This is a genomic window from Pseudomonas frigoris (assembly GCF_047758635.1).
Taxonomy (GTDB): domain Bacteria; phylum Pseudomonadota; class Gammaproteobacteria; order Pseudomonadales; family Pseudomonadaceae; genus Aquipseudomonas; species Aquipseudomonas frigoris.
Genome location: NZ_CP180479.1, coordinates 6,255,530 through 6,268,326 on the forward strand (window position 1 = coordinate 6,255,530; position 12,797 = coordinate 6,268,326).

Annotated in this window: 8 protein-coding genes; 2 read left to right on the forward strand and 6 right to left on the reverse strand. The window is 59.5% G+C overall.

Going from position 1 to position 12,797, the window contains the following annotated elements:
* The first annotated feature begins 849 nt into the window (after positions 1 to 849).
* Positions 850 to 1,089, forward strand: coding sequence for a type II toxin-antitoxin system RelB/DinJ family antitoxin (locus tag ACMXYH_RS28870; RefSeq protein ID WP_415765686.1), 240 nt, complete (start codon positions 850 to 852; stop codon positions 1,087 to 1,089).
* A 243-nt stretch (positions 1,090 to 1,332) separates the two neighbouring features.
* Positions 1,333 to 2,394 (forward strand): PDDEXK nuclease domain-containing protein, encoded by a 1,062-nt coding sequence (locus ACMXYH_RS28875; RefSeq protein ID WP_415765687.1) that lies wholly within the window; start codon positions 1,333 to 1,335, stop codon positions 2,392 to 2,394.
* Positions 2,395 to 2,457: 63 nt separating this feature from the next.
* On the opposite strand, the gene ACMXYH_RS28880 is transcribed toward ACMXYH_RS28875, so the two are convergent.
* The 6 genes from ACMXYH_RS28880 to ACMXYH_RS28905 are packed head-to-tail and all read right to left on the reverse strand — an operon-like array spanning position 2,458 to position 12,630.
* Positions 2,458 to 3,267 carry a YfaP family protein gene (locus ACMXYH_RS28880; protein WP_415765688.1) on the reverse strand — a complete coding sequence of 270 codons (810 nt, stop codon included), beginning with the start codon at positions 3,265 to 3,267 and terminating at the stop codon, positions 2,458 to 2,460.
* Between the two features lie 3 nt (positions 3,268 to 3,270).
* A complete protein-coding gene (locus ACMXYH_RS28885) occupies positions 3,271 to 4,890 on the reverse strand; it encodes a DUF2300 domain-containing protein (RefSeq protein ID WP_415765689.1) in 1,620 nt (539 codons plus the stop codon).
* A 1-nt stretch (position 4,891) separates the two neighbouring features.
* Entirely contained in the window at positions 4,892 to 9,457 is a 4,566-nt protein-coding gene (locus tag ACMXYH_RS28890) for an alpha-2-macroglobulin family protein (protein WP_415767762.1), read from the reverse strand.
* Complete coding sequence (locus ACMXYH_RS28895; protein WP_095131398.1) at positions 9,454 to 10,104, reverse strand: DUF1175 domain-containing protein; 651 nt, start codon at positions 10,102 to 10,104, stop codon at positions 9,454 to 9,456. The genes ACMXYH_RS28890 and ACMXYH_RS28895 overlap by 4 nt, the downstream gene beginning before the upstream one ends.
* Positions 10,089 to 11,801, reverse strand: coding sequence for a DUF2138 domain-containing protein (locus ACMXYH_RS28900; RefSeq protein ID WP_415765690.1), 1,713 nt, complete (start codon positions 11,799 to 11,801; stop codon positions 10,089 to 10,091). The genes ACMXYH_RS28895 and ACMXYH_RS28900 overlap by 16 nt, the downstream gene beginning before the upstream one ends.
* A 37-nt stretch (positions 11,802 to 11,838) precedes the next feature.
* Entirely contained in the window at positions 11,839 to 12,630 is a 792-nt protein-coding gene (locus ACMXYH_RS28905; RefSeq protein ID WP_046047362.1) for a YfaP family protein, read from the reverse strand.
* Between the last annotated feature and the right edge of the window lie 167 nt (positions 12,631 to 12,797).

Below are 12,797 nucleotides of genomic sequence, written 5' to 3' on the forward strand. Positions count from 1 at the left end.
AGGGCATCTGCTTTCATGCCGGCCACGGGCTCATCATTATCACTCCGAAAACCTCGAACGAGGTGGTATCGCGTGCGACGAGACCGAACAAAGCCATTGACAGCGCCGTTGGCCGCATCGCAACTGGGGCAAAACGCATCGGTTCAATGCCAGGGCGCTACCAGCAGTGACAGAAGAAAAACCAAACCAATACCCAGAGTCAGAGTCAGTTTTACCCCCTACACGGAGCCACGGATTGTAAAGGAAGGTTCTTCCTTATAGTAAATAACCGTAGGTCGCGCTAACTGTCAGCTCGCTGCATTGAGCGTGCCAAGCGCCTGGGAGATTATGTAAAAAGGACGGCTGGGCAATTGTCCCCTTCTCCTGGGCTGGGCTGGGCCGGCCCTACCCCTGCGTATCCGGGAGATGGCTTGACGGTAGGTGCCGTAGTCTCTGGCCATTCCCAGACACGGATGAGTGAATGGCGATCTGCTCCAGGACTTCGATTTATTCACTCGGGGTCAACGTACACATCGGAAATATGCGAATACCCACAGCAGGAGTCCATGCTTAACCATCGCCAACACTGAGCCACTGCACACGATGGATCTTGCTAGTATCGGTCAATGGGCTTCAACGCCTAGAATTCACTCAATCCCCGAATGGGGGGACAAATGGGGGGACAGAATTAAAAACTATCATAGAACCCAGCAAAACAAGGCTAAAATTCAACAATAATGCCGCCCACAAGCCGGCTTTTTAATGCCTGCAGGAAAGCATACCTGTCATCTGAAAACTCTAAATGAGGGGGTGTCTGGCTAGCACCGCAATTGCTAATGTAACGACAAACGTCATTACAGGTATCTCATTATGGCCTCCATCAACATCCGCATCGACGATGAGCTGAAGCAGCGTTCATTTGCCGAGCTGGAAAAACTCGGAGTAACACCTTCCGAGCTCCTGCGCCAAACCCTTCAATACGTCGCTGAGCGCGGAAAATTGCCTTTCAAAGCAGCATTACTCAGCGAAGAGGATGAAGCCCTTATCGCCATGGTCACCGAACATCTTGCCGCCCCTCAGCGAGTCAAGGTAAGCCTGGTTGACCTATAGCCTCGAATTTGATCGTCCCCCTTTGAAAGAGTGAAACAAGCCAAGCGAAAGATGCGCAGGATCGATTCAATCATCAATGCTGACCTATTCTTGCAATTCGGCAACAGAAGCCTAAAAAAGCCTAAAAGTAAGCAACGCCCCTTTCTTCTGAAGGAAATATCCTTGAAAGCCCAACCTGCTTGCGCACGATAAATGCGCTGACTAATCTTCGCGCTCCGCCGAAAAACCATAAGGGATAAAAGCATGAGCGACACCCCCGCTAGCCTGAGCATGCCCCCCGACGGCTACGGCGATTGGCTGATCGATCTTAAAAGCCGCATCCATAATGCCCAGCAGCGCGCCACTCTGGCGGTGAACCGCGAGCTGGTGCTGCTGTACTGGCAGATCGGTCAGGATATTTTGACCCGCCAAACACAGCAGGGTTGGGGGACTAAGGTCATCGACCGCTTGGCTCAGGATTTACGCGCGGCTTTTCCGGATATGAAAGGGTTTTCCCCACGCAACCTCAAATACATGCGCGCTTTTGCTGGCGCGTGGCCGGACGCGGAATTTGTGCAACAAGCTGCTGCACAATTGCCTTGGGGTCACAATCTGGTGCTGCTAGACAAGCTTCATGGCCCTGAAACCCGCCGTTGGTATGCCGCCCAGGCCATCGAGCACAACTGGTCGCGCAACATTTTGGTGATGCAGATCGAGACCCGTCTGCTGGAGCGTAGTGGCAAGGCAGTCAATAACTTCGATAGCCAGTTGCCCAAACCGCAATCCGACCTTGCCCGCGAATCACTGAAAGACCCTTACCGTTTCGACTTCCTCGGCCTGACTCTTGATGCCCAGGAGCGCGAGATCGAAAACGCTCTGGTTAAACACGTTACTGATTTCTTGCTGGAACTGGGTGCGGGTTTCGCCTTCGTCGGCAAGCAAGTGCTGCTAGACGTAGGCGGTGACGAGTTCTTCATCGATCTGCTGTTTTATCACCTCAAGCTACGCTGCTACGTGGTGATCGAACTCAAGGCTGGCAAGTTCAAACCTGAGCATTTGGGGCAACTGAGTTTTTACCTCACTGCAGTGGATGCGCAACTCAAACATCCGCAGGACGGCCCGACCATCGGCCTTCTACTATGCAAGAGCAAGAACAAGGTAGTGGCCGAATATGCCCTGCGTGATAACGCCCGACCTATCGGCGTGGCCGAGTACCAGTTGGTGGAGTCCTTGCCGGCAGAGCTTCAAACCAGCCTGCCCAGCATCGAACAGATTGAGCGCGAGCTGGCCAGTGATGACGCCTTCATGGAGGACGAATCGCAATAATCGGACAACCAAGGATCGGGGACTGCAGCTACGTAAAAACGCTGCGGTCGCTTTATTTCACCCTCACGGATAACTAAACCCCTTAACCAACGTCAACTCCCCCACCGCCCGCATCGGCACCAGGAACGTTTCCATCTTCTCGTTCGGCGTCCCTTCCTCGGTGATCACTGTCACCTGCGCCGTCGTCAGCGGTTGTACCGCATCTTCCTGCCCGTCTTCATCGCTGCGATACCCACCGCCAAAATAGTTCACGTAAACCAAATATTGCCCCTTGATCGGCGCCGGCATGGCGAAGATTTCCGGGCCGTAACCCGTGGTCACGTCAACATCCAGCGCTGCGCCATTGGGTGCAACCCGGTCGCCGTACCAGATGTGCGCGCCATCCGGGGTGATGAGGTGCAAATCCAGATCGGTGTTGTCGCTGTCCCACGACAGCAACACTCGCAGTTTGGCCGGAGCAGCGCCGCCACTGGCATTGAGAAACTGCGTCCGATGTCGCTGCTGCCCATCCGGGCTGCGGACTTCAACGCTGTTACTGCCATTCGGAAACGAGTACGGCCGATCAAAGCGCCCAGCAGCGTCGATTTTCAGGGGCATGCTGATGCCATTAACCATCAACCGCCCAGGCTCACCCGACTTCGGCGTGGCTTTGATCTGGCCGCTGATGCGGGCGGTGTTGGCCTGGCCGGCCGGGGTGTTGACCGAGGAGGCCGGGTAGTTGACGGTCTGGCGATAGTTTTCGCCTTCGCCTTCAACTGCCCCCGTACGCCAACCACCTACAGGGGTATCAAGGTCAACAGCGGCGGCGAAGATCGTCGGCAGTACGCAAAAAGAACAAAGGAACAGGAAGACCTGTGGATAACGGAGTTTCATGGCCTATTCCAGCAAGAGGTGACGGGCGAGCCCTTCGATGTAGGTTTCATCCTGGCCGCTGGGGTGTGCTTCGAAGGCCAGGTGCAGGTATTCGTGGGTCAGGTCGAGGCGGTCTTGCAGCGACAACACGCCGCGCACATAGAGGCGTTGGCGTTCGCGGTCGACATAGGGGCGGCCGAAGGCCAGGCGGCAGACGGCGAAGGTGCTGACTTCGTTGTAGCCGACTTCGCTTTCCAAGCGTTGGCGCCAGCCGCGGCGTTGGTTTTGTAGCCAGTCTTGCGCGGCGGGGAGTGCTTCGCAGGAGGCGACTGGATTGTCCCAGCGGCTGAGGCTGGCGCGCGGGTAGGCGTGAAGCAGGATGGCGTCGTAGCGTTGGCCAGCGTTGGCTTGTTCGACGGCTTGCTGCCAGGAGAGCTTGTTCGGACCGGGCTCGTCGGAGTGGTAGGTGACGGTGCTGCCGGCGAGGACCAGGTCGCTGGTCCAGGCGGCGATGTGGCGTGATTCGGCGGTGGCAGGGCGTGGGGCGACGCGTTGCCGGCTGCTGCTGTCGTCGATGCTCAGGCAGTCGCCGTTGCGGGTGGCGTTTTGCAGCAGGTACGTACGGATCGCGACGGCCAGGGCTTTAGCGGCTTCGGCGGGTTCGGGTCTGGCTTCGCGTTGCAGGACGCGGGCGACGTATTCTTCGCGGTCCAGACGGGCGATCAGTTTGTCTTTCACTAAAAACAGTTCGCCGTCGCTGTGGATATCGAGTTGGTTGCCGTTGTTGAATTCAACGCGGTAATCGCCCTGCAAGGGCCCGGTCTCAACAACACGATCCCCCGCCAGAACGCGCCCGACGGGATAGCGTGAAAACAGCCCCACCTCGACACAACGTCCCGCATCCAAAGGCCAATCCACCGGCAACACCGAAGCCAACGCCCCACCGTAGTTACGCAAAACCATCTGACTGGTCCCACGCCCACCAGCCCAAACCGACGTACCGTTCGCCGTCCACCCTGCAAACCCACCCTGACGCGACGAAGGATCCTGATCCCCCAACCAGCTCCAGGTTTTCACCCGCAACCGGCCACCGAGTTCGCCCACAACATTGCCGTCAGCCGCATTCAACACCACATCCAGCAACACCCGCCGCGCCTGATCCTGCGCCGGCATCACGGCCAGCATTCGCAGCAACTCAGTCACTGAAACTCGCGTGGAAGGCTGCAACGAAGCCAAATCCAGCAACCACTCCGGTGCCTGCCGCGCCTGCCAATACGTGCGCCAGTCAGCGCCAGCAATGCCCAACCGCTGCGGCTCAAAGTACAAACCGCACGACTTCACCAACGCCTGATCGCGCTCAATCTTGCCGCCCGCCGTGCAGCAGTAAACTTCATCTTTCGACTGACCGCGACACTCGTAAGGCGATTCATGTGCACCGGTATCCGCCAGCCAGCCGTAGACAAACAACTTCCACACACTGCCCAGCGGAGTCTGCAAATCAGCCGGCAACGGCTCGCGAGACATCACCTGAGTCCGGCTCAACGACAGCAACTCACCTTTAAAAGCCAGTCGCAGCGGCTCCTCCTGCGCTGTCGCCAGCGCAGGGATCAAGCACAGCAGCAACCAGACCAGAGGTCGGGTCATGTCAGTTGACCGTGACCTGGCCGAGGGCCGGTTTCTGTTCCTGAGCCTGATGCTGTGGCGCGTAGACCTGAGTGAAACGCACCGGCGGCAGGTTGAACTGGCCTTTCTGCGAGAAACGCACCAAATGACGCAGACGCAATTCACCACTCAAGGCATCGACCGGAATGGCATAGGCCATCTGCCCCGGCTCGAAACGCGCCTTCTCCAACGCGGACGGTTCGGTGCCGGCCTTGCCCATGAGCTTGATGCCCCACGTGGTGCGTTCGACATCGGCGCCCGGTGGCAGCGGCACTTCGAGCATGCCGTAGCGCAGCGGTTTGGCCGCTTTGCTGGTGATGATCACTTCGTCCAGATACAGGCTGTCGCTGGACAACGGTTGGGTGCCGACCGCTTCCAGTTTGAAGGTGAAGGCTTCGTCGCCCGGAACCAGACGCGACAGGCGACGAGTGATGGTCACGGCCATCGGATCTACCAGCGGTTGTTTGGTCTGGAAGCTCAACGCCGCTCGCAGCGGACGCTCTTGCGCACCGGTCAGCGACAGCACCGCAGGCACTGGCGCAGCACCCTGCCACGTCCAATAAGTCTCACCGGTATCACCGTATTTTTTCTTCCAGCCTTCACCCGGTGCCAGTAAGAGGGTGGGTGAAGCCTGCTCGATGCTGCGTTGCAACCAGGTCAGCGCCAACGCACGTTCCAGGGTCGATTGCTGTGGCAGCAGACGTTGCAACAACGCTTGCGCGTGAGCCTGATCGAAGGCTTGCAGTGACAGGTTCAAGGCTTCGGCAAACGGCTGCGAGCTGACGGCCAAACGCTGTTGCGCATCCGCCAGTTGACGATTGAATGCGTCCGGCAGAATCACCTTCGATTGCTTCGCCAAAGAGGCCGTCAGCGCACGAGCAGCCGCCAGACCGAGCGCCGAATCCGGATCGCTCATGACGATGCTGTCCTCGCCATCGTCCATCAGGTTCGCCGCATTACCCTCGCCCGCTTTCGCCAGATCATCCATCAAACCGCTGAGCAAGGTGTTCACCGGCAATTGCATCTGCTTGGCGAACGACAGGATCAGCGCCCGCTGCAACAGCGGCGTGTTTTTGGCCTGCTTCGAATAGACCTCCAGCACCCGCTGCCAATGCTCCGGCGGCAGGCTCAGCTCCAACACTTTGCTGGCGTGCCAGTCGGCGTAGTAGGCGTAAGCGGTGAGGAACGCATCCGGCTCACCGTCCATGCCCCACCAGGTGAAGCTCGCCGAAGGCCCGGCCATTTGCACCAGGCGCAGACGGCTGTTCTGCATGATCAAACGCAAGCGATCGCGGATCTGCGGATTCGACGACAAGGTCGGATACGCAATGCTCAGCGGCAGCAAACGACTGGCCGTTTGTTCGACGCCGCCGTACGGATAACTCAACAGATCGTCGAGTGCCGACCGGAACAGCGCTTGCGGACTGTCGTCCAGACGCAGGCGAATATCGCTGGCATCCGCCGGCAGAGTCAGCGGCGTATCACCGCTGGCCACGTCCAGGCTTTGGCTCTGGGTCACCTGCCAACCTTCGCCGGTCGCGGTCAGTCGCACAGCCAACGCATCAGCCGTTTTACCGTCCTGCACCAGCTCAGCTGTCCACTCGCCACTGGCCAACGCGAACGTCGGCAGCGCGATGTAGTTGATGCCGTTATTCAGCGTCACGGGGACGCGTTGTTCGGTACCGCCGAAATGAATCACCAACTCAGCCTTGGCCGGTTTTTCCGCTTGGCTGAAAGCAAACACACCCAGATCAGGTTTGTCGCCAGCGCGGAATTTGGTGGGTCCGCTCCACTTCAGGTACAGCGGTTTTTCCGAGCGTACGAATTGCTTTTTCTGCCCGACCTGACCGTCATCAGCGATGGCCCGGGCGGTGATGCGCCAGCGGGTCAACGAATCTGGCATCTTGAAGGTGAAACGGGTTTTGCCGTTGGCGTCGGTGATCAATTCCGGCTGCCACGCGGCAGTGTCGACGTCTTCACGACGCGGCCGCTCCAGCACTTTCACGCCTCGCTCGCTGCGATTGGCTTTGCCTGGCGCGCCAGGGCTGCCCGGCAATGCCACGTCGTAGCTGATGAACGACAGACTGGCGCTGGTGCGCACGTTGTTGCGGCGCGGATGGTAGAAAAACTGGTCGATGGTCGGCGCGACTTCCGGTTGCAACGCGTAGACCATTTCGTCCACCACGCTGACCGTCAGGTGCGCTGGAATAGGCTTGCCAGCGAACTGCGTGGTCAAGTCCACCGACACGGTATCGCCCGGCTGATACGCCTCTTTATCGGTGACGAGGGCCACGTCAATCTGCGGCGCGATCACCTTGATGCCGGCGTTCTGGAAGCTGTACTGACCGCCCTTGGTGTAGAGCACGGAGAACGTCAGGTTCGGTGCGAAATTGTCCTTCACCGGGATCCGCGCGCGGTACTGGGTCTCGCTGAGTTTTTCCATCTTCAGCCAGTCGCCGCCCTTGGACAGCAGCGCTGTGGCCTCGACCTTGTCGCGCTCGAGCGACAGCAGCGCATCGCTGATCGGCTCAGGGAACGTGATCAAAGCCAGGGCTTCGTCGCCAGCCTTGTACTCGGGTTTATCGAGGACGATTTCCACGGTGCCCGGCACCGCTTTAACGCCTTCGCCCGTGACCGAATGACCGGTGGCGCCGACGACGCGGCCATGGTCATCCTTCAACGTCAGGTTGTAAGTGCCCGGACGGTCGAAGGCTAAGGTGAAGCCTTTGTCTTTCGCGGCGAGTTTGCCCTCGCCGGTGGTCTGGTCTTCCAGGCGCACCCAGCTATAAATGCTCGGTGTGACCGTTTTGCTTTGCTCGCTGCCGCCTTCATTCAAATAACTGAACGCAACCTTGTCGCCCACCGCGCTAAAACGCTGAGGCGCGCGCAGGCTGAAACTCGCCGCGCCGCGGTCGATGAGGATTTCCTTGGTGGTCTTGACCCGATACGCCGCGCCGTCGCTGGCAAACACGGTGAGCATGTAACGGCTCGGCTTCTCGGCAGCCGGTAGATCCAGCGTCGCGTTGCCCTTGGAGTCGGTGGTCAGTTCGGTGCTGGTCAGCTCCACCGGGAATTGCCCGAGGTATTGCAGCTCGTTGTCGACCATCGATAGTTGTTGGGCCCGCAGGCTCAGGGTCAACTTGGCGTCGGCCACCGGTTTACCGTCCGGGTACAGCAGGACGAGGCTGCCCTTCACCGGTTCGCCGGTGCGGTAATCCTGTTTGGCCAGGTTCAGCGAGATCTCAAAGTGCGGCTTGATGTATTCGGCGACACGGAAAGCGCTGCTGTAGGCCTGATCCTTGTAGCTGAAACGCAGTTCATAACCACCCGCCACCGCGTTGTCCGGTAACTGGAAACGACCTTGGGTGCCCGACTTGGAATCGAGTTTCAGCGCCAACGATTGCAGCGCCGTGCCGGTGGCATCGAGCACGGTCACGTTGACGTCGGCAGCGGTCGGCAGCACAGAGTCGCGGGCGTTCTTGAACTCGCGCCCGACGATCTTCAGCGACACCCAATCCCCCGGCCGGTACAGCGGCCGGTCGGTGAAGGCATAGAGTTTGGTGTCGTAGATTTCGCTGTCGTAATAGAAGTTCTCGGAGACAAACACCCCGCCCTCTTCGTCCTCGCCAATCACGAACGAACGCTCCGGGCTGACGTGTTTCAGACGCAGCAAACCATCGGCATCGGTGGCGCCGCTGCTCATCACGCCCAGGCCATCAGTCCACAGCACGTTGACCTTCGGCACCGAACTGCCTTCGTGTTTGCGCGCCGCCCATACCAGCAATTCATCACCGGCAATCTTGCTCACGGCCACGGTGTTGGAAACGAAGACCATGGTGGTCGCACGGTATTTCCCAATCAGTGCTTCGACCAGGTACAGACCCGGCTTCAGGTTGCCCAACGGGATGTAAACGTTACCCGGCGCAACGCTGACGAATTCGCTGGAAGAACCGGCGAGGTTCACGCCCTCGGGCGGCTGGATCGGTTTGGCTTGCCACAGCGGATAACGGAATTGACTGACCACCGGCAAGCCCGGAATCAGCGCGAATTGAGGTTGAGCGTCATAGGGCGTTGGCGCGGCCATCGCGGTGCCCATCTTCAGCTCTGGCACTTCCTCGGTGACTTGTTTACGCGATTCGTAGGAGAACGCCCGCTGCATCACCCGACGGGATTTGCGGTACCAGTTGTCCCACAGGTACGCGAGGGTGTTCGACAGGCCTTCGCCCTTGAACTGGCCGTCGCTGACCACGCGGTGCAGGTTCTTCTGGCGCTTGAGGAAATCCAGTGGCTTGTCGATGCGGTACACGCGAATGTCCGCGCCGCCGTAAGGCTCCATGCGGAACCGACGGTAGTCGCGACCCGGCGCTTCGAGGCGAACCATCGCCTGTTCGTCGCTGGCAAAACTGCTGTCGGCCAGCAGGAAAAAGCTTTCACCGGCCACCGGCGTGTAGCCACTCGGCTCGACGGTGTCTTCGGCATTGACCGCCGAAAAAGGCAGCACAAAGACCAACAGCAGAGGCAGAAAACGCAACATGCGGGCACCGATCATTGGGAGAGAAAGTTCAGCCGATAGACGCCGATGAAGTTGGGGTTGGCTGCGTCGGGTATCCATCGGGTGTCCTTCCATGTCATGAGTTGCTGCAGGCTTGCGGAGCGCATGCCGTTGTCAGTCGGGGTGGTGGTGCCGGTGTGATAGGCGATGTAGCGGCCCATCCAGATCATCAGGTGCTGGTCGTCGCCCTGATCGAAAAACATCAGGTCGCCGGGCCGGGCTTGCGCCAGATCGCGGCCGACCAAATGGCTGTTGAACTGAATCAGTTTGATCGCGTTGACGTACGGCCCGACCTTGCCGCCGCCCTGCTGCCATTGCTGGGCGAGGCCGCGTTGGGCCTCGCTCAGTTGCAGCTCTGGCGGCAGATAACGGTTGGACAGGCCATTGCTGCGCAGCCATTTATCGTCATGAACTTTCAGCGCTTCGTTGGCGGCGAAACGTACCAGGCCCGCGCAGTCCTGCTGATACCAGCGCGGGCTCGGACCTTGGGTCAGTTGTTCCTGGGCGATGCGCACGAACCAGGCACGGAATACCTGGGATTGCTGCACGTCCAGCGGCGGCGCCTCAGTGGCAAATGCCCGGGTCCCCAGCAGCAACGCCAGCAGGCCGAGGCCTCGGATGAGTGCTGTCACAGGGCTTTCCATTCCAGCGGCAGCCATTGCCAGTGGCCGTCGGGTTCGCTGCCTTCCGGCAAGGTCAGGGCGTACTTGCCGTAACCGCCGAGTTTGCGCAGTTTCGGGATCAGGTAGGTTTGCGCGGCGTTGTAGAACACCGGCTCCATGTCTTGCGGCAGGCTGTCGAGGGTTTCCTGCTGCATCAGTTGCGCCATGGAATCCGGGCCGAAGTAGACCGGCATCAGCAAGTCTTTTGGTACCACGTCGGCCATCGGCGGGAAGCGTTTGTCGAGAGTACCGAGGGCCTTGTCCACCAGCTTGTCGTCGAGGGAGAACAGCAGCGTCGAACCGTGGCGCGCCAGGCTGACTTTCATGAACGCCTTGCCGGTGATCGCGTCCGGGTTCTCGGCATCCTTGGCTTTGTAAGGACCAAAGTTGGAGCTGACCTGACGCTGCCATTGGTGGGTTGGGCCTTCCTGTTTCTCGACCACCGGGAACGCGTGTTCTTCGACGTTGCCTTCGTAGGCTCCGACCATCGACCCGAACAGGTTGCCCAGGTCGCCGTCGAGTTTGGCGCTGTCGTCATCGTTCAGGCTGGCCACTAACAGCGGCGTGTACAACCGCGAATCGGCGTACCAGCAGAGGCCGGCGGCACCGGCCATGTGATCGGTCAGGGCCTGGGCCACAGACTCTTCGGCGCCGAGTTTCACCAGCAGCGGTTTCTGTTGTTCGGCAGCGAGCGGCAAGGCGACACAGGCACTGGCGCCCATCGGCATGGCTTGCCAGATCGGCTTGAAATCGAAGTCCGGCTGGTTGTCCAGTTCATCCATGGCGAGGAAGCTGTGCCAGCCCTTGTCGTCCATGTCGAAACGCAGCCCGGCGAAGTTCGGGATGAAGCGTTGATAACCCATGGCCAGAACGCTGGAATTGACCGACAGGCGTTGTTTCACCTCAGGCGTGCGCGGTTGCAGGCCGAAGGCTTCGGGGAACAGTTTGTCGCCGTTAAGCAAGGCGGCGATGGCCTTGGTCGAAACACTGCCTGGCTCTTCCGATGAGCCGCCTTCCGGATCGTAGAGTTTGGTCGGGTTGGACAGCACCACCAGTTTGTCGCCGTGGGAGGCGAACACCAGCGCTTTGCTGGCGTTGTAGCTCAGTTGATAAAGCGCCACATCGTCGGCGCCGACTTTCACATCGCCGATTTTGCTCAGCTGCGAATCATCCAGCGCCACTTTCGCCAGCGGCTCCAGCACCTTGGCCAGACCACCGCGATCCATCACCAACAAAAAGTCTTTCAGGCGACCATCCGCTCCACGCCAAAGCGCCACATCCGCTGGCTGATCGAAAAGTTGCTCGATCAGGCTGTCCTGCAATTTCAGGTCATGTTCGTAAATGATCCGCCGCAGACTGCCGATCAAGCCGAGGCGATCCGCATGCGCTTCGTAATAGAAGACGAAATCTTCAGTCAGGGTTTCCTTGAGGAACGGCACCGCCAGCAAATCCTTGGGCAACTGGCTCAAGGAGTGGGTTTCGAGCAGACCGTCCGGCCGGCTCATGCCCAGTTTGTCGCTGGCCAACGCCGCTGGCGGCGCCTTGGGTTTGTGCATGAACCAGCCCAAACCGCCCGCCACGCCAGCCACCAGAAGCAGCCCGACCAGCAGCACCGGCCAGCGGCGAGGAGTTTTGGCTGCTGGCGTTTCGGCGGCCGGAGAAACAGTGTTATCGCTCATGTTCACAAAACCCGATGTCATCCGTGGAGCGGGATGCTTAATAGTTGAAAGTCTTGACCAGCAGCAGGTCACCGATGGCCCGCAGGGGCACGATGAAGGTCTCGCGTTTTTCGTCGACGGTGTTTTCGTTGAGTACCAGGTTGATCTGCGAGGTGATCACCTCGTTCTGGTTGCTGGTCTCATCGAAGTTATAGCCGCCACTGCCGAAGTTGCCCCAATAGTTCACGTAAACCAGATAGGTGCCATGCATCGGCGCGGTCATGGTGAACATTTCCGGGCCGGGGCCATCGACGCCGTCCGGGTCCAGGCCGCCGCCGTTGCTCATCGCCGGGCGAGCCCAGAACGCATGCTGGCCGTCGGGGGTAATGATGTGCAGATCGAGTTCGGCTTTCGGGTCATCCCAGCCCAACACCACGCGAATCCGCGCCGGAGTGCGCAGGTTGTTGGCTTCATAGAATTGAACGCGCTTGAGCGATTGGCCTTCGGAGCTGCGCACTTCGACGCTGTTGGAGCCGGCGCCGAACGCATACGGCCGGGCGAAACGCCCTTGGTCGTCGGTGTACAGATTCAGAGGATTGCCGTTGACGGCCAGGGTGTGCGGCCCTCGCTGAGTGCCGATGGCCTTGAGCTGGCCCTGGATCATGGTGCGATTGCGCTGCACACCGCGATCGATCGGTGGCGTGGGATAGGCGACTTGAGGATTTTCACTGCGGTCCAGCAGGCCGGAATAACGCCAGCCACCCACCGGTTCCGACACCTCGGCCGAAGGCTCGGCCAACGCCGCGGTCGCGCAGACGAGCCCCATCAGCAATAGAAGAAATGAACGCATGTGACGCCTCCTGCCATGCATAACGAAACCTTGCGCCCGATCCTCGGCGCGTTACAGATCCAAAAACTGCGTTTCGTCAAAAAGACCCATGACTATCGGGTCGTAGAAGGCGCGAAGATTAGCCATTCGGCGGTTTTTTAACAATCGGATACCTCTATATTTGCGGG

Coding starts and splice junctions, on each gene's coding strand:
- ACMXYH_RS28870 (WP_415765686.1), top strand. CDS start 850: ATGGCCTCCATCAACATCCGCATCGACGATGAGCTGAAGCAGCGTTCA.
- ACMXYH_RS28875 (WP_415765687.1), top strand. CDS start 1,333: ATGAGCGACACCCCCGCTAGCCTGAGCATGCCCCCCGACGGCTACGGC.
- ACMXYH_RS28880 (WP_415765688.1), bottom strand. CDS start 3,267: ATGAAACTCCGTTATCCACAGGTCTTCCTGTTCCTTTGTTCTTTTTGC.
- ACMXYH_RS28885 (WP_415765689.1), bottom strand. CDS start 4,890: ATGACCCGACCTCTGGTCTGGTTGCTGCTGTGCTTGATCCCTGCGCTG.
- ACMXYH_RS28890 (WP_415767762.1), bottom strand. CDS start 9,457: ATGATCGGTGCCCGCATGTTGCGTTTTCTGCCTCTGCTGTTGGTCTTT.
- ACMXYH_RS28895 (WP_095131398.1), bottom strand. CDS start 10,104: ATGGAAAGCCCTGTGACAGCACTCATCCGAGGCCTCGGCCTGCTGGCG.
- ACMXYH_RS28900 (WP_415765690.1), bottom strand. CDS start 11,801: ATGAGCGATAACACTGTTTCTCCGGCCGCCGAAACGCCAGCAGCCAAA.
- ACMXYH_RS28905 (WP_046047362.1), bottom strand. CDS start 12,630: ATGCGTTCATTTCTTCTATTGCTGATGGGGCTCGTCTGCGCGACCGCG.